This is a genomic window from Phocaeicola sp. HCN-40430 (genome assembly GCF_037890285.1).
Taxonomy (GTDB): Bacteria; Bacteroidota; Bacteroidia; order Bacteroidales; family Bacteroidaceae; genus Phocaeicola; species Phocaeicola acetigenes.
The window spans coordinates 19,220-36,746 of sequence record NZ_JBBKBS010000030.1; the positions used below are offsets into that span (position 1 = coordinate 19,220).

General features: G+C 43.4%; 12 protein-coding genes. 4 read left to right on the forward strand and 8 right to left on the reverse strand.

Annotated elements, in window-relative coordinates; translation table 11 throughout:
- Nucleotides 1–101 precede the first annotated feature (101 nt).
- Together WKU26_RS11520 and WKU26_RS11525 are read left to right on the forward strand one after the other, a co-directional pair.
- Nucleotides 102–620 carry a biotin/lipoyl-containing protein gene (locus tag WKU26_RS11520; protein ID WP_340322106.1) on the forward strand — a complete coding sequence of 173 codons (519 nt, stop codon included), beginning with the start codon at nt 102–104 and terminating at the stop codon, nt 618–620.
- A gap of 4 nt (nt 621–624) precedes the next feature.
- Nucleotides 625–2,157 carry an acyl-CoA carboxylase subunit beta gene (locus WKU26_RS11525; RefSeq protein WP_340322107.1) on the forward strand — a complete coding sequence of 511 codons (1,533 nt, stop codon included), beginning with the start codon at nt 625–627 and terminating at the stop codon, nt 2,155–2,157.
- A gap of 226 nt (nt 2,158–2,383) precedes the next feature.
- On the opposite strand, the gene WKU26_RS11530 is transcribed toward WKU26_RS11525, so the two are convergent.
- The 8 genes from WKU26_RS11530 to WKU26_RS11565 all read right to left on the reverse strand — a co-directional run bounded on the left by WKU26_RS11530 (nt 2,384) and on the right by WKU26_RS11565 (nt 12,484).
- On the reverse strand, nt 2,384–3,532 hold the full coding sequence (locus tag WKU26_RS11530; protein WP_340322108.1) for a hypothetical protein: 1,149 nt from the start codon (nt 3,530–3,532) through the stop codon (nt 2,384–2,386).
- Between the two features lie 43 nt (nt 3,533–3,575).
- On the reverse strand, nt 3,576–4,829 hold the full coding sequence (locus tag WKU26_RS11535) for a hypothetical protein (RefSeq protein WP_340322109.1): 1,254 nt from the start codon (nt 4,827–4,829) through the stop codon (nt 3,576–3,578).
- 52 nt (nt 4,830–4,881) lie between these two features.
- Nucleotides 4,882–5,811: a FimB/Mfa2 family fimbrial subunit gene (locus WKU26_RS11540; protein WP_340322110.1), complete on the reverse strand. Its 930-nt coding sequence runs from the start codon at nt 5,809–5,811 to the stop codon at nt 4,882–4,884.
- Nucleotides 5,808–6,890 carry an OmpA family protein gene (locus tag WKU26_RS11545; RefSeq protein ID WP_340322111.1) on the reverse strand — a complete coding sequence of 361 codons (1,083 nt, stop codon included), beginning with the start codon at nt 6,888–6,890 and terminating at the stop codon, nt 5,808–5,810. Before WKU26_RS11545 ends, WKU26_RS11540 begins: the two co-directional genes overlap by 4 nt.
- A gap of 15 nt (nt 6,891–6,905) precedes the next feature.
- Nucleotides 6,906–7,454 carry a DUF3575 domain-containing protein gene (locus tag WKU26_RS11550; protein WP_340322112.1) on the reverse strand — a complete coding sequence of 183 codons (549 nt, stop codon included), beginning with the start codon at nt 7,452–7,454 and terminating at the stop codon, nt 6,906–6,908.
- Nucleotides 7,455–7,479: 25 nt separating this feature from the next.
- A complete protein-coding gene (locus WKU26_RS11555) occupies nt 7,480–9,093 on the reverse strand; it encodes a fimbrillin family protein (RefSeq protein ID WP_340322114.1) in 1,614 nt (537 codons plus the stop codon).
- A 54-nt stretch (nt 9,094–9,147) separates the two neighbouring features.
- Nucleotides 9,148–10,221 (reverse strand): hypothetical protein, encoded by a 1,074-nt coding sequence (locus WKU26_RS11560; protein ID WP_340322115.1) that lies wholly within the window; start codon nt 10,219–10,221, stop codon nt 9,148–9,150.
- Nucleotides 10,222–11,107: 886 nt separating this feature from the next.
- The gene (locus WKU26_RS11565; RefSeq protein ID WP_340322116.1) at nt 11,108–12,484 is read right to left on the reverse strand and encodes an MATE family efflux transporter; all 1,377 of its coding nucleotides are present in this window, start codon (nt 12,482–12,484) and stop codon (nt 11,108–11,110) included.
- Nucleotides 12,485–12,793: 309 nt separating this feature from the next.
- On the opposite strand from WKU26_RS11565, the gene WKU26_RS11570 reads away from it, so the two are divergent.
- Both WKU26_RS11570 and WKU26_RS11575 read left to right on the forward strand, forming a co-directional pair.
- Nucleotides 12,794–14,815 carry a sialate O-acetylesterase gene (locus WKU26_RS11570; protein ID WP_340322118.1) on the forward strand — a complete coding sequence of 674 codons (2,022 nt, stop codon included), beginning with the start codon at nt 12,794–12,796 and terminating at the stop codon, nt 14,813–14,815.
- A gap of 58 nt (nt 14,816–14,873) precedes the next feature.
- A complete protein-coding gene (locus WKU26_RS11575) occupies nt 14,874–17,462 on the forward strand; it encodes an FN3 associated domain-containing protein (RefSeq protein ID WP_340322119.1) in 2,589 nt (862 codons plus the stop codon).
- The last annotated feature ends 65 nt before the right edge of the window (nt 17,463–17,527 follow it).

Below are 17,527 nucleotides of genomic sequence, written 5' to 3' on the forward strand. Positions count from 1 at the left end.
TTGAGTTTGTTTTCATCATTCGTACTATAACGGACTCAAAAGCTGGACAAACTCAGGAACTGCAAACTTAAAAGACTTATCAACTTAAAAACTCAAAAGATATGGAAATACATATTGGTGATAGAATTGCCGATGTTACACTGGTTAGCAAGGAAGGTAACAAAGTGCAACTGACAATCGACGGTGTTCCTTACGATGTGGATATCGTAATGGCTGAAAACGGAAGTTGCTCTATTTTGCACGAAGGTAAATCGTACAATGCCGAACTGATCCGTAAGGAAGGCGGAAAAAGCTATACCGTCAATGCACATTACCAGTCGTACAACATCGATATCATTGACTCGCAGGCTAAATATTTGCGCATGCGAAAAGGAGGTGAAGAGAAACAGCAGGACAAGATTGTTTCTCCAATGCCGGGTAAGATTGTGAAGATTCCTGTGAAGGTGGGCGACCGCTTGCAGGCTGGCGACATTGTAGTGGTAATTGAAGCCATGAAGATGCAGAGCAACTACAAGGTAAACAGTGAGTGTGTGGTAAAGGAAATCCTGGTGGACGAAGGAGATTCTGTAAACAGCAACCAGGTGATTATGACACTCGATGTAGTAAAAGAGGAGGAATAAACTTATGACAACAGCAGAACAATATAAAAAATTCGAGGAGTTGGATAAACTGGCTTCTCAAGGTGGTGGAGTAGAACGTGTAGAAAGACAGCATGCCAACGGACACATGACTGCACGCGAACGTATCGACATGTTGCTCGATAAAGGTACATTCAATGAAATCGACAAGCTGGTTATCCACCAGTGTACAGATTTCGGTATGGACAAGAACCACATCCCTGGCGACGGTATCGTATGCGGATATGGTAAAATCGACGGCCGTCTGGTTTATGTATATGCATACGACTTCACTGTATACGGTGGTACATTGAGTGCTACCGGTGCCAAGAAAATCGTAAAAGTACAGGAACTGGCTCTTAAAAACGGTGCTCCTGTCATTGCTTTGAACGACTCGGGTGGTGCACGTATTCAGGAAGGTGTAGGCAGTATCTCAGGATATGCTTCTATCTTCTACCAGAACACCATTGCTTCGGGTGTAATCCCTCAGATTTCTGCTATTCTGGGTCCTTGTGCAGGTGGAGCATGTTACTCTCCGGCTCTGACCGACTTTATCTTCATGGTGAAGGAAAAGAGCCACATGTTCATCACTGGTCCGGATGTAGTAAAAGCTGTGACACACGAAGAAGTTGACAAGGAAGAACTGGGTGGTGCGTATACACACAGCAGCAAGAGTGGTGTCACTCACTTCCTGTGCGATACTGAAGAAGAAACTTTGATGAGCATCCGTGAGCTGTTGAGCTTCCTTCCGTCGAACAACATGGAAGATGCACCGATGCAGACTTGCACCGACGACATCCGCCGCGCAGAAGAATCATTGATGACTGTGATTCCAGACGATCCGAACATGCCTTATGATATCAAGAATATCATCGAACCGGTAGTCGACAATCACTATTTCTTCGAAGTAATGCCTCACTTTGCAAAGAACATTGTAGTAGGTTTTGCCCGTTTGGGCGGTCGTTCGGTAGGTATCGTTGCCAACCAGCCGGCTTATCTGGCAGGTGTGCTCGATATCGATGCTTCCGACAAGGCTTCTCGCTTCATCCGTTTCTGCGACTGCTTCAATATTCCTATCGTTACCTTCGAAGACGTACCGGGCTTCCTTCCGGGCTGTGCACAGGAACACAACGGTATCATCCGTCACGGTGCGAAGATTGTATACGCTTATGCAGAAGCTACTGTGCCTAAGATTACTGTCATCACCCGTAAGGCTTACGGTGGTGCATACATCGTAATGAACAGTAAACCTATCGGTTCGGATGTAAACTTCTCTTATCCTACTGCGGAAATCGCTGTAATGGGTGCCGACGGTGCTGTAAACATCCTGTACCGCAAGGCTACTCCGGAAGAAAAGGCAAAAGCTGTAGAAGAATACAAGGAAAAATTCTCGAATCCGTATCGTGCAGCAGAGCAGGGATACATCGATGAAATCATCCTGCCGAAGGATACACGTTACAAGTTGATTCAGGCATTGGAAATGACTCAGAACAAGAGCCAGAGCAATCCTCCTAAGAAACATGGTAACATGCCGCTGTAATTGAAATAAGATTAGTACATAGAACGGGAAAAGCTCTCCAAGATAAGGAGAGCTTTTTTCGTTCTATACCGTTTTATTGTCGGGTATATTCCTGTTTACAGAAGAAGTATCGTAGCTTCTGAAGTGTGTCCAGTCAAACTAATTGAAATTTAAAAAACTGCCCGACTACTGAATATTCAATGGTCGGGCAGTATGTAAATACTTAATTCATACGGTTGGGGAGTAATTACTCGAATACGTCTATCGTACCTCCGTTGCCAGGGTTTTTGGCTATTCCATTTCCTTTATCCAGCGTTGTTCCTCCACCTATTTCGTCAGGTTGTACCCCAACTTCTGCTCCTTTATTCCAGTCGAGCACCTCCAGGTTGGCTGTGATATTTGAAGCTTTACGAGTCAGCGTTACGGTATACAGGTAGTTGCGTTTCAGACCTACAGCTACCGGTTCTCTGCCTTCATTACTGTATACCAGTTGGATGGTATGGTAGCGCTGTGTATCCGGATCTGCATCTGTAGTGTAGTAAATTTTCAAGGCAGGAATCTTATCAGAGTCTGTAGTAGTAGTTGCCTTCTGCTCATATGTATATATTTGTTCTTTACACTCTGAACCCTTACCATTTACTGTGAGATCACTGTATGTTTTGGTTTCCAAAGTTATACCTGCTTCAAGTCCGACGGTATTACCCTGATAGAGCTTTGTGTTGGATGCACGATTCAGAAAATCAATCTGGTAAATATTCATCCCCTCGATTTCGTTTTTTACGTCTATACGAGCCATTGCACGTGTAAGGTTTACCTGGCCTATTTCGGCTGCTGTTGTCCAACTTGATTCCACCGGATAAAAAGCACTGGTCATAAGCAGTCCATTCTCCTTATCGTCACAAGCTTTGGCTGTGGTGATGTGATTTTTCAAATCGGCTACCGTGCTGCTTCCCGGAGTCAGCCCATTAAAGAAATTGGTGAGCGCTTCATCCGGATTGGCAATGAAGCAAATCTGGAAAAAGCCGGCTTTGTCAAGCAGGAAACTGAAAGACAAACTTCCGGTTCCTTGCGTTTCGGCAGGAAGAGCTATTTCAATGGCCCGATAGAATTTATCAGTGTCGGCCACCGGGTTTTCTTGCATAGCACTTGCGGTTCTGTCTGCATCTTCAAAGGCTATGGCCCACAATGTTTTTACAGCTTTTTCTTCGTCCGAGTGGATTGGAGTGTTGCGGCTGGCTCCGCTGTTGCCTACTATTCCTGCCGAGCCTCCCAAGGTAAAGTTTACACTCAGTGGTTCTGCATTTGAAGACGTATTCATATTTTCTTCCTTCTGGCAACTGCTTAACATGAACAGGGCAGAAAGAATAAGACTTCCTAATTGATATTTTGTTTTCATAATTTCGATATAAATTACTGCTAAGAATATTACACTTTATAAATTAGTTTCCATTAACCGATGTGTCTTCATCCGGATTGATTTCTTCGTCGATATTGCCACCGGAAATCCAGTCGTCTACGATTACTGTGCTGACCTTAATTTCATTGTCAACCTTTGTTCCGTCGCCCAACTTGATTGTATAAAGGTAGTTACGGGTTGGATTTATATAAGTGCTTGGTGCTGATTTCAAATCTACTACAATTGTTTTGTTCAAATCAGGGCTTCCTGCCAGGTCTGTAAGTGTATAGTCTATCTGAACTTGAACAGGAGATTGATCTGTATTTTCCTGTTCATACAGGTAAAACACATGCTTCAGCGTGTTTCTCTGTCTACTGTTTGCTTCTGTGTCTTCAGTACCTACAGCAGGACCTACATATTCCACTCCTTCTTTAAATTTTCCGCTCCATTCTGCAGTAGGGTTCAATGAGTATGTCTTTAAATCTCCACCTTTGTACGGATTAAATTCGTTCGCTGTTCCCTGCCCTGTACCAAACAGATAAGAGTGAGAGGCAGCATTCAGCAGTTTGGCTCCTGTTATCTTCAGATTGGGCGTATAGTTGAAGAAGTCTATACGTGCCACATTACGGAGCATGCTTGCCTTTATTGAAACATCAGAATATCCTATGGTAATCTCTTCACTCTCACCATTTGCATTTACAGCAATATCGGTCATAGGAAATCCTGTAGCTTCTGCTCCTGCACCACCTACCAGTTTGTCGGCAGATTCATTATTTTCAGTTAGCGTTGCAGTAGCCAAGGATTGTTTGAAAGTAGCAAGAGTAGTAGTGTTTACAGTTGCATTAGCAGGCTTGTCGTTTGCTACTAGTACAAACTTGAAGGTACCGCCTATCATGTCGTCGGTAATGGCCGTTGTAAAATGATATTTACCGTTTCCTGTATCAGAAACTGTATTACTTCCCTGCTGTGCCTCACCGGCTTGTGTGGTGATTCCTTCTTGGGTTTTGAATAAAGTATAGTCTGTATCACCTGTACCGGTTCCTTTTTTGAACATATACAGATTCAATGTCTTGATTGTCCATTCCTGTTCTTCATGAATAGGGTTACTGTCAGCTCTGCTTCCTTTTATTATCACTTTGTCGGAAACGGGAGTAGTCAGCGTAAGGCTGATAAACTTCTGTTTCTCTGTTCCACTGCCAACCTCTTCAGAAAGGTTTGTCTTAGAGCAAGCAGAAAACAAATATGAACCACACATCAGTACAGTTCCGATTACATAAAAATTCACTTTTGTTCTCATTGTACTTTTTTTAGATTTAACATTTAAATAAACTATTTTTATTTCTTAATTATCACATGCCTATTGTTCCCCCGTTGTTCCAGTCGTTAACGTCTGCATCTGCTTTAGGGATTACTTCCATACTTCCGTCCAGTTTCAGCATAATCTTTACGGCATATTCCTGCACGGGGTTTATGTCGGGATTCCATCCCCATAGCCCGAAAACATATTCAAGGTCTATCGGTTTGGTTACAGGTCTGTCTTCATGCCATAACCTCAACTCCGGAATACGTCCTTCCTTATACCTGAGGGTATAAATCGATACATTCAGTTTCATATCTTCCAGTTCAGACATTCGTCTTGCTTTTTTAGGCTCTCCAATGTGTTTTGGAAAAGTCTGTATACCCAGCATCGAAGAATGTTCAGGGTTAAGGCTGTATTCACCGCTCACCCCTTCAAGGCGGAAGGAATATCCGTTGGAGTAGGGAGGAAGTCCTTCCCATTCAAATTCTACCGACAAGATGCAATGGATATTTGCCATTTCCGTCACAAAACAATTGCTTGCCCCTTCCTCTATCACAAAGGTGGATGTTCCCCAGTAAATAGGGTCTCCACTGTCCAGTTCGTTCGTTCCCGGAAAGAAGTCCTGCATCACAAATTCAAAGTTCTCCAGTCCGTTCTTTGCATCCCTGTCTGGTGTGTCATAATCGTCCAGGTTAGCCAGAGCTATCAGTGTATATTCTCCCGGAGTCATCCCTTCGAGGCTTACTCTTTTCATATTTCCTTGTTCCGGAAACATCTGTCTCATAAACCTCCCATCCCCGTCGAACAGATAATAGTGCATCCGGTAAATGTAATCGTCGAAACACTCCAGCCCCTGCTTTGTATAGCGATAGTACATTGTATTATTGTTGCAGCATATATCTCTCTCGTCTTCAAGGTTACATGCCGTGCAAAATACAATTACTGGTATGAAAAATATATATAAGCAAGACCTTTTCATTCTTCCTTCTTTTCCACATAACAGATACTCATCTTGATTATGCGAAGATGAGGATAGATATTTCTTAACAGGTATTTGTAGGCTTTACCTTTATGGAGTTTCTCCAGCTTTTCCTTGCATGGTTGTATCTCACCTAAACCATTCGGGCAAAGCAGTTTCATAACATCTTCTCTGTATGGTATCATGCTGTCTTTTTTTACAGCATCATAAAGTCCTTGCCAGTTTTCGGCTGCTCCTACAGTACGGATAATTTCCGGCTTTATCCCGTATGTACGTACAAGATATGCGGCAAAGGCTTCTGCACGCAATACCGACAGGGTAAGATTCCGCTCATAGTTGCCTTCGGGCGATGCATACCCTTTTATCGTTATCTGTCTGATATGATAGTGAGACTTTCCCGAGAGAATATCTTTTGCCTTTGAGTGCAATTCGTAAAGTCTTTCATTATTGCCCATGTATTCATAATATATTTCCGATCTGTCCCAAGGGAATTTTATAAATACATTGAATTCTTCTCTATATTCTACAAGCTGTTCTGTTTTTCCTTGTATCATATCGGGAGTATGAACTGCCTGCTCCACGGGTAAAGGCAGCATTTTCACCTGTACACTGGAACTGTCTACAAGGTACTCACAGCAGCAGTCTGCCATCCAATATCTGAAACGGATTTCTCCTTTGCCGGCATACCCTCCTCCTATTTTCATTGTATCTTTATAGTGATATACGGAGTCTTTTCTTTTTCCGGATGCTACAAGGATATCGTGTACGGCAAACTGTTCTGCCGTAGCTTCACTACTTTGCCTTCTTTCGAAAAACTTCTTGCCTCTGCGTGTAAGATACAAGAGTGATGGAAATTCTACCACGAAAGAGTCATTTTCAAAATAGAGCGGTTCTATGCGGTATCGGTCTGTAGACTTGATATTTTTTGAAGCCGGGGCACAAAAACTCAGCTCCAGATTTCTTGTATCTGTCCACCTGGCAACAGCTTTCCATACAGTATCCCGCTCCATGGGATGGCATACCCCATGGCTCTGGAGCGGCAGAAAGCATACCAAAAACAAAGCGAACCGTATTTTCATTTTTAAATTCATGTTTTATCGAATATAGTAACTGAAAGAGACTGCAATTCTGTTGGGACCTATCCAGTGGCGTTTTGCCGATTCCTTATGCATTCCGCAGGCTCCTCCTGCAAACTTATCGTACTTGAGGTACAAGTAGCCTATACCTATCATCAGTTCTATCCCACAATGTTTCCCCAGCGGCCACTGATAGCCGGCACCGATACCTCCGCCGGCAGCCATTCCTCGATAGCGCTCTTCTCTTTTCCCAAGGAAAGGAACCCCTTCTATATTATACTTTCCATAGATGCCGTATGCACTGAGAAACCACCTCTCATACGTGCGGCAGAACCAATACCTGTATTCCGGCAGCACAAACCAGTGAAGCAGTTTAGGGTTTACATCCTTTGAGCCTTTTTTATACGACGGAAAAAGAAAAGGATTGTATCCCCCCTGTAGTGCTATCGTAGAACGATGACCTATGCGTATGTCAACCCCCAGATTTGGGGTTGACGTAAGCCAGTAGAGGGCATTGGTACGCACTCCGGTCTGTTGGGCTGCTGCTTTCCAGGTACACAGAGCCATACACAGAAGTGTTACGGACAAGACCTTAAAATGCCAGAACAAAACGGGTGTGATATTTATATGCCTTGTCATGCTTCGTTGGAACTGTTATATAAAAATAGCTATCACTTGTACCATACCTTTCAGAATCTACACACCACACTCTGTATACATTGTTTTCCGAACTTGAATGATACATGTTTTTCATAGCATTCTCTTGTTTAGAGTTAAAATGGTCGGCATACTCACCCAGTTGGGTGAACTGCTTGCTCAGGAGTTCATAATTCTCACCGCTTGGAAAAATACAATGGAATATGTCTTCAGTTTCAGCATCGTTGAACATAATAAACAGTTCTTTGGCAGAAGGAATGTACCATCCGCTGGTAAAGCTTGGAGTTGGATAAGCCTCTCTAAAACTTTGCAGATATAATGCTATTTCTAATTTATACCTGCTATTTTCCTCAGAACTGTTAAAAAACTCCATCGCCTTGGTATTGTTATACCCCTGTATTCTGTTCAGATTGTCTTCTGCTTTTCCTCCGGTAGCTATGTTCATAAACTCTGTTGAGTTTGCTGCAACCCAATCTTGTACTGTCTGTACATGTAGGTTATTATTATACTGCCAGGACACATTCTCTCCATCGCGTACAGAGCATATCAAACCGTGTCTACAGTTAGGGAAATAGGATTTCAGAGTAAGATCCGTCTCTGTAGGATTTCCTGTCCAGAACACAATGCCCAGACACTGGTCTTTCTGTTCTGCTGTAAGAGTTGTATTCTTGGATACGAGGCTGCCGTCTTTCATATAATAATCTCCTACTTGCAGGGTGTGTTCTATTGTTGTAATACTACCTCCATCTACATTATATTTTTTATATCTCCCGGAAGAAAGATTGGGCTCTGCTGAAAAAGTGTGTTCTTGTCTTTCTTTTATATAGCTTCCCGAAAATGGAGTATTTACGTTGGGTTTAATCAGATAGCGGTAAGTTCCACCAAACATCATACATGGATCAAAATTATCAAACGCGATGCCCGGAGGAGGAACCAGATAATCGGCCAGTTGCGGGTCTGTGTTTTGGAACTCATACTTTGTCATGGGAAGCTGTATTATCACCAGCCCCATACAGTGCTGCATGGTAAAGTTCAGTCCGCTTTCTTCTGTAATATTTCCTTGGGCAATCATGAGGTCGATAGATGTATATTTTTTGTAGGTTCTCTGGTCTTTAGGAAGTTCCCAAGCATCCACCACCTCTTTGAAAAAATCTTCAGCAGTGCTGGCATTCGGATTTACCTCACCTTTAAGGTCTTTACGCCATGGATAGTATGCGAAATATTTGGCATCAGGATTTGTTTCCTTTTTCAGCAGTCCGAACCAGTTCTTCGTGTCCGAATTGTACATCATACCCATATTCTCCTGGGTAACTACTCCATTCACAACCGTAAAAATACCTATTACATCTCCATCGGTAAATGTTGTGTTGTATCCGTCGGTGGCTGTACGACCTTGAAGTGGCTCGGCACTGACATACCCGCCATCCGATACAGAAATCTTCAAGTTGCTTCCGGATTCTTGCATATTATCAAAATTCTCGGATGTACATGCCGACAGGCTGCACATCATACATACAAGTATATATGTAAATTCTTTGATAAACTTCATATTTCCCAAAATTTTTATTTCAATACCTTATTTTCTGTAATATAAAAATCTCCATTATTGCTTAGGGGTGGAGGGCAGATCTTCCTCATCTCCATTCCAGGAGCCGCAACTCACCGTTCCAATTTTAAAATCATTTTCGTTTATTTCAAGATTGAATGTATAGCAGTAGTTCGATTTAAGTTGACTCTCCGGTATTATATCGCCAGAAAGATAGGCTATACGTTCCACTTGTGTTCCGTTATATTCCCCAATCAGTTTGAACAGTAATTTCTTTCCGGTAAAATCGGTAGGAAAGGCAACAGCATACGTATTTCCACTTTTGCCGGCATCTATATTTACACCGTTCAGCTTTATACCTATTTTATCACCAATACTGTATATTGTATTTTTTTCTGTCCTTACTGGAGAACTCAGTTTTTGGATATTGATTGTAGCAAGCGTACATATATCTCCCATTATGTAGATAGCTTTGGGGGTGAATGTTTGCGCTGTACTCGAATTGATAATCTTAAATCGCAGAATAGCCGGCAGCATCTGATAATATATCTTCGAGGTGAGGAAGTCTTTTTCGGCATTGATTGTACCTTCTCCCAGCATGTACATATATGGACTAAGGTGCTCAGTAGAATTCAAAACTGTAGAAGAAATCTCATTGGGGATGAACAGAGTAGCCAGCAGTCTGTTATGACTTGCTATGATGCTCTCGTCTTTTACAACAGGTACCACACTATATATTTCATCTCCTTCCTCAATAGAACAAGACTCCGAGTCGATTTGCTCTGTTAGTGTAATCTGGCTTACCAGAGGATTACTTGTGGTTTCAACCTTTGCCATATTATAGTTTTTGTAATCCTCAAAATCATAAAATTTTGAACTATTGCCTATCGTGATGGACAGGTTCTCTTCACCCTCTTTGGAGTTGTCCCAAAAGAATTTCAGTCCGCTGCTCACACTGTTGTCTTCCTGCCAATGATTGCGGGATGAAGCAGATTTATAACTACCACTCAGTACAAGATCGGAGGAAGAAAACTTCCGTACTTCGCCATCTTTACTGCAACTTCCTAATAAAAGTACACTTGTTACCCCACAAATAAAAGGAGTTAGCCTTTTTATGTTAAAATATTTCATAGCATGTTTTTTTTATAGACTTATATTACAAATATATGCATTGAAATAGTCTATAAAACTTTTATGAGTTTTTTATTAGTGTTGATTGTTGTTATTATGTGTTAAAATATGATATGTGTATTTTTTTAAATAATATGTTATGTAAAATGCTGACGCATAGCTGTTTGGGGGGGGGTAATTTGTGCGGTTGATAGCGATGTTTTGTGTTTTTTTATGTGAATATATGTTATATATCGGATTTTCCTTTACATGGTTACATCGCATTATTGGTATGCTAAATGCATAAACTTGTAGGTTTGTATCCAGGGTAATGTTATTTTTTTTTTATTGTTGCAGTTTACTGAGAATATAGTTTGCATCAACTTGATTTAGTTGTACTGCACCTTATAAATAAAGACTGATGAGCCTTTCTTTAAGCATGCGATTACGCGACTTGAATCGTGAGCTCACGATACTTGTATCGTAAGCGAATGGTATTAGTCACGTAAGCTTACGATTCAAGTCGCGTAAATTGGGTGCAAAAATCAGCAGTTTTGCTCCGAAACAGACGGGTACAGATGCAATATGGAAAAGAGATTTTTTAAAGTAAAGAATTTTCAATGTTTTATTAATCAGTGTCTTACGATGAAAGATGAAAGATATGAAGCGTGTTTTGTATAATGTTTCAAAATGTACACTAAAAACCCCACCTTTAAAGGTGGCTATTTTGTTGTCATTGCTGCAACATAGTAAAAATATCCTTCATATCTTTCATAATGCAAAAACTATATTGATTATCAGGGGATAATGATGAAGGATTGCCCTAAAAACAATCTTTCATAACCTATCATAACCTATCATGCTGCCCTCGCTCCTGTTTCATCGGACAGGGCAGTACTTGCAGGACTTACACTCTTGTAAGCTTTCCCTGCTTACAGATAGTCATCCAGTAGGCGGTGAGCACCAGCGTACCGGTCAGTATCCACGATACGGGGTAAACCGTCATCAATACATCATATCCTCTCCATACCGGGCAAACTGCATATACCCAAACCATACGGAGCATACAGGTACCGAAAACCGTGAGCAGGGCAGGAGTGAGCGATTTGCCCATTCCACGCATCGAAGAACCGGCTATTTCGTAACTGCTGGCAAGGAACTGAAGAGCCAGTACCAGGTGCATGCGGATGCTGCCGTAATGCTGTACTTCGGGCACGTTGGAGAAGAAACTCAGGAAGAATTCATCCTGCCAGGCAAAAAGCCAGTTGAAGGCAGCGCAGAAAGCTACACTGGAGGCCATACAAGTCCAGAAGATACGGCGTACGCGGTCCATTTTTCCGGCGCCGTAGTTTTGTGCAATAAAGCTGATGGCCGCTCCGTTGAATCCCTGTATGATGAAATAGCAGTAATACTCGAAGTTGAGGGCTGCAGAAGAGCCGGCAATGGCATCGGCACCGTAGGTATTGATAGACGACTGTACTACTACATTCGAGATGGAGAATATCATACCTTGCAGTCCGGCTGGTACTCCAATCCGCAGCATGCGGTTCAGCTCCGTCCAGTTGATTTTCATCTTGTCGAAATGCAGGCGGTAGGGTTCTTTCTCTTTTCGGAGCAGACGGATGATGAGGCTTGCACTGACCATGTTGGCCACTCCGGTAGCAATTGCCACTCCGGCTACCCCCATTCCGAAACCGATGACGAAAAGCAGGTTGAGCAACGTATTGACTATTCCCGCCATAACCAGAATGTAGAGCGGACGCCGGGTATCGCCCATACTGCGCAGAATGGCGGCACCAAAGTTGAATACCATGATAAACGGCATTCCGAGGAAATAAATACGCAGATACATCACCGCATCGTCGAGCACATCGGGAGGAGTTCCCATCCAGCTCAGAATCGGTCTTGCTACACTCACTCCCAGTATCAGCAGGAAAAATCCGCTGAGCACAGCTACAAGAGCCACTGTATTGATGGCATTGTGTATACTTTTCTCGTCTTTCTGTCCGATGTGGTTGGAGATGATGGCACAGGCTCCCATCGAAATTCCTACAAACAGATTGATGAGCAGTCCGATGACCGGAGCATTGCTTCCCACCGCCGCCAGTGCATTGCTTCCTACAAAATGACCTACCACGGCCACGTCTACCGAGTTGAACAGTTCCTGCAACAGGCTGCTGGCTGCCATAGGCAGGGCAAATAGTAATATTTTCTTAAACAGCGGTCCGTTGAGCATGTCTATCTCGTTGCTTCGGGAGCGCTTTTCGCTTACGCTATTATCCATATACCTTTATACCTTAAAAAAACGGATGCAAATTTACATGTTTTTTTTATAGGCTGTTTTACAGAAGACTCGGTTGGTTTTCGTTTTTGATGTTTTTATACATTAAGCCGGGTTTTTGGGCCGGTATTCCGCCACAGACAAGGGAAAATAGCTGTGTAGAGTGAAGAAAAGAGTAAAAGATGAAGCAATAACAAGATAGTACAAGAAAAACGAGATATTTTATACTGTGCTTATGATGAAATAGTCGTTTCTTTGCACTATCAAATCACTGTGAAAAATAAATATGAATAAACACAATAAGTAATCAATATGAATAAAATCGGAAAGTTTTTTTTGACAGCTACCTTGGGTTGCCTGACTGCGTCAGCATGGGCTAATGAAGTAGATGATTTGAGAATCGTGCAGAAGCAGATTCTTGAAAATCGGACCATTGATGAGGTGAACCGAATGGCTCATCAGATTGTTGCTTCCGGGCTGAATGCCGGAGACGGATATGGGGAAGTGTGGATCAGAGACTTCAATACTTTTATTCAGGTGACTATGGATGTATCTCCCGATTCTGTAGTGACACATGCCTTGAATACATTTTTCCATTTCCAGGGAAAAACCGGTGATATCGTAGACGGATATATTGATATAAAGAAGGCCGACTTGGATAATGTGGGCGGCTATAAATACAGACTGGCAGATTCTTGTCCTCAGTATGCTGCTCATAAAAATACTGTAGAAACAGACCACGAAACATCGCTTATTCAGGCTGTGTATCAGTATGTAAAGAAGAGTGGTAATAAGGCTTATCTGAAGTCGGTTATCAACGGAAAGACTGTAGAACAGCGTCTGGAAGATGCGTTGAACTTCCTGATGACCGAGAAATTCAACAAGCAGTATGGACTGATTATCGGTGCTACAACAGCCGACTGGGGGGATGTACAGCCGGAACATGCATGGGGAGTAGAGATTGATGAGAATACTCATTTCTCTATCGATATTTACGACAATGCCATGCTGATTATCGCATTGAATAACCTGATGGAACTGACCGACGATCAGGCTAAGAAAGACAAATATGCAGCTATCAAGGATGGTTTGGCTAAGAATATCCGCAAACACTTGTGGGATGAAGAAAAAGGAAAATACATTCCTCATATTTACTTGAATGGATCGCCTTTCCCTGCTTCGTTCGATGAAAATCAGATTTATTATCATGGAGGTACAGCGGTAGCTATTCTGGCAGGTCTTCATTCGAAAGAAGAAATTGCAGATGCAAACCGTAAGATGCTGGAAAATGTAAAGGCTGCCGGTGCACAGACTATCGGCTTGACCATGTATCCTACTTATCCGGCAGGTGCGTTCCAGGGTGTGGGTATGTATCCGTACGGTTATCAGAATGGTGGTGACTGGACTTGGTTTGGTGCCCGTATGATTTGGGGACTGATTGAAAACGGATTTATCAAAGAAGCTTATACAGAACTGGTGCCGATGCTGAACCGCGTGGTAGCAAACAAAGGATTCAACGAATGGTATACACAGTCGGGCGAGCCTAAGGGTTCGGGTACTTTCCGTGGCGAAGCCGGTGTATTGGTAAAGGCCATCGAAATGATGCGCGACTGGGCTAAGAATTATCGGGCAGTGCCAATGGTAAAAGAAGAAGGGAACAAGATTCTGTTTACTTTCGGTCAGTCGAACTCAGCAAATCACGGACAAGGCTTGTACAAACCGCATAATAAGGTGTTGAACTATTTCGAAGGAATGACTTATCCGTCACAGGATCCGCTGATTGGTGCTACCGGCGAAGGCGGTAGTGTATGGAATATCCTGGCCGATAAGATGATTGATGCGAAGATGGCTTCCTCTGTAACACTGATTCCTATCGGTGTAGGTGGTGTGGAAATCTCTGCCTGGGCAGAAGGTGGCTTCCTGAACGGTAAACTGATTGAGACTATCGAACAGATGAAGAAACAGGGTATCGAACCCGACTACATCTTGTGGCATCAGGGAGAAAGCGACAATATCGCCAATACTTCTACAGAAGATTATATCCGTATGTTCGAAAATATCCGTGGAGCTTTCCGCTCTCGTGGCATCAACGCTCCTATCGTAGTGGCTGTAGCAAGCTATCACCCTAACTGTCTGGAAGAAGACAAAGGATGCAGCCGGGAAATTCGTGAAGCACAGATGCAGTTGGCTAAGAAATACAAGGATATTTACTTAGGTCCTGATACAGATAAGTTGGATAAGGCTTACCAACGTGCCGATGGAGTTCACTTCTCTTCATTGGGTCAGCAGGAACATGCTGAAGGCTGGTTGAAGGCATTGAAAAATATAAAGTAACTTTATAATGCAAATAGGTATTATGAATATATATAAATTATTGATAGTATGGGCTTGTATGTCCATACTATCTGCTTTTGGTTCGGTAGTGTATGCCGGAGAAGTGAAAGTCATTTCCCGCATGAGTTATTATACCAATGAAGCAAAAGCGGAGATTCTGGTTTGTCTTCCTGAAGAAGAAAATGTGCCTTATACAGTAGCAGAGTGGGAAGGAAATAAGATTGCCTTGCATAAAGGAGTGAATGTGCTTTCTATTCCGATGTCTTCTTTGAAAAAGGGAAACAATACTTGTGCAGTTGAACTGAAATCGGAAACTGAAACTGAGCAATATCCGGTAGAGGTATTGTGTTTGCCGGCTAAGGCCAATGAAGTGAAGATAGACCGCCTGACAGGAACTTTGCGTGTAGAAGGCTGGCAGTGGATGCCGGTAGGGTTTTATTCCAGCCTGAAAGGAAGAAACTTTGACTTTCTGCGCAGTGAAGTGACTCAGGGCATCAACCTGTATTCGCCTTATCATAACATTACGGAAGACAACCGTGCCGACCGTATGGCGTATCTGGACCTTTGCGCCCAGCTGGGTATAAAGGTGAACTATAATGTGTGCAGTCTGGCTGGAAGCCAGGGGGTGGGACTGAATATCAAGGCTACTCCGGAAGAAAAGCTTGCTGCCTTGCGCGAAGAGATTCTGAGAGTGAAAGATCATCCGGCTTTGCTGTCGTATTATATTGCCGACGAACCGGACGGACAGGGAGTAAGTCCGGAGGTACTGAAGCGTTCTTACGACCTGATTCATGAACTCGACCCTTATCATCCGGTGTCTGTGGTTATCATCAGCTCGTTGCCGGCACGCCGCTATGCCGATACTTATGATATCATCATGGCCGACCCTTATCCGATACCTAACGGACCGGCATCATCGGCTTCTGATATGATTCGTGAAATTTACGAACAGATGCGTTATGAAAAGGCTGTATGGCTTGTACCGCAGGTGTTTGGCGGGGGAGAAATCTGGACACGCGAACCTTCTGCCCGTGAAGTGCGTGCCATGGTGTATGGCAGTGTGCTGGAAGGTGCCCGTGGTGTACAGGGTTTCCACCGTATGCCCGACTCCGGTTCTCCACTGTTGTGGAACGGATTCAAGGAAGTGGCTGTAGAATTGCAGCAGATTGCTCCTTATCTGTGTGATGCCCATTCGTACAAAGTACAGGTAGGAGAAGGGTTGCTGGCACGTGTGTTCCATCGCGAAGGTCGTTTGCTGGCTGTGGTACAGAATATGCAGAACAAACCTCGAGAAATTACTGTATCCTTGAAAGAACAGGTTGCAGACGGAACTCCGGCTCAAGTGATATTCGAGGATCGTGAAGTAGCTGTAAAGAATGGACAATTTAGCGATATACTGGCACCGTTTGCTACAGGAGTATATAAAATCAAACCTGTAAAAGAGGCTTCGGCTGTTGTAGCAGGAAATCTTTCTGTCAACCCGAGCTTTGAACTCTCTGTGGAGGCTGGTCAGATGACCGGTGGTAGTGGAGGAGCTGGCGGTAAGGGCGCTACACTGATGCCCGATACGCGTGTGGCTTTCGACGGAGAAACTTCACTCCGTCTGCACAATCCTTTCCCCGATGCAGGTGCAGCGCGTGGCTTGTTCCCTATAGACAATGAATCGGACCGTACTTATATTCTTTCGGTCTGGGCACGTACAGACCAGCGTACTTTGGATTTGCATCGTGCAAAAGGAACAAAACTGACCTTTAAACTGGCATTGGGTTCACTGGGTGAGAAGGAGTTTGAACTGACCGATACTGCATGGACTCGTTTCCAACTGGTATGTCCTCCTCGGGAATACAAGCGTACACATCATGGCGGAGCTGCCGGATCCATAACATTGAGAGGAGAGGGTACTGCCTGGTTCGATTTGGTGCAGATTACTCCGGAACTTTCTATTCTGCCGCAGCGTACTGCTGACGGAAAAGGCTTCATGGTATCGATGGACTGTTATCTGGAAGGGGGAGAGATACGTTATACGACCGATGGCAGCGAACCGTCCAAGCGTTCTTCTCTTTACCAGTCGCCTTTCGAAGTGCGTAGCGTGAAAACAATCCGTGCACGTGTATACGACAAGGACGGAAAGGCTTATGCAGAAGAATCGCAGACTATTGCTGCGCACAAGGCTCTGGATGCCAAGGTGACTTATCTGAAGCCTTATAGTCCGAAGTATACAGCCGGAGGAGACGGAGCAATGACCGACGGACGTTTTGCTCCTCTGAATGCACAGGCTCCTTTGTGGCATGGATATATCGGCAACGATATCGACTTGGTCGTAGATTTGGGTAGCGTGCAGCGTATCAACCGTGTTTCTTTAGGTTTCATGCAGTCGCTTACCGCATGGGTAATGCCTCCAAAGGAAGTGGAAGTACTGGTTTCTGAAGATGGAGAACACTTCCGTTCCGTGAAGAAGATACGTTATGGAGAGGCACGTCAGGGAGCCGGAGAATACGATTATATCCGTATTCCTTTCACTTTTGAAAAGTTGAAAAAAGACGCCCGCTATGTACGTATCAAGGCGGTACATCCTCAGACTTTACCATCCTGGCACCGTGTACAGGGTGAGTCCTGGATCTTTATTGATGAAGTTGTAATAGAATAAATAGGCATCGAATCAAATCTATTTTTAAGTGCAAAGTAAATGTATTGATGTTGCATGACTTAAGA

Excerpts from the sequence above, each read along its gene's own strand:
- WKU26_RS11520 (WP_340322106.1), top strand. The coding sequence starts at position 102 with ATGGAAATACATATTGGTGATAGAATTGCCGATGTTACACTGGTTAGC.
- WKU26_RS11525 (WP_340322107.1), top strand. The coding sequence starts at position 625 with ATGACAACAGCAGAACAATATAAAAAATTCGAGGAGTTGGATAAACTG.
- WKU26_RS11530 (WP_340322108.1), bottom strand. The coding sequence starts at position 3,532 with ATGAAAACAAAATATCAATTAGGAAGTCTTATTCTTTCTGCCCTGTTC.
- WKU26_RS11535 (WP_340322109.1), bottom strand. The coding sequence starts at position 4,829 with ATGAGAACAAAAGTGAATTTTTATGTAATCGGAACTGTACTGATGTGT.
- WKU26_RS11540 (WP_340322110.1), bottom strand. The coding sequence starts at position 5,811 with ATGAAAAGGTCTTGCTTATATATATTTTTCATACCAGTAATTGTATTT.
- WKU26_RS11545 (WP_340322111.1), bottom strand. The coding sequence starts at position 6,890 with ATGAAAATACGGTTCGCTTTGTTTTTGGTATGCTTTCTGCCGCTCCAG.
- WKU26_RS11550 (WP_340322112.1), bottom strand. The coding sequence starts at position 7,454 with ATGGCTCTGTGTACCTGGAAAGCAGCAGCCCAACAGACCGGAGTGCGT.
- WKU26_RS11555 (WP_340322114.1), bottom strand. The coding sequence starts at position 9,093 with ATGAAGTTTATCAAAGAATTTACATATATACTTGTATGTATGATGTGC.
- WKU26_RS11560 (WP_340322115.1), bottom strand. The coding sequence starts at position 10,221 with ATGAAATATTTTAACATAAAAAGGCTAACTCCTTTTATTTGTGGGGTA.
- WKU26_RS11565 (WP_340322116.1), bottom strand. The coding sequence starts at position 12,484 with ATGGATAATAGCGTAAGCGAAAAGCGCTCCCGAAGCAACGAGATAGAC.
- WKU26_RS11570 (WP_340322118.1), top strand. The coding sequence starts at position 12,794 with ATGAATAAAATCGGAAAGTTTTTTTTGACAGCTACCTTGGGTTGCCTG.
- WKU26_RS11575 (WP_340322119.1), top strand. The coding sequence starts at position 14,874 with ATGTCCATACTATCTGCTTTTGGTTCGGTAGTGTATGCCGGAGAAGTG.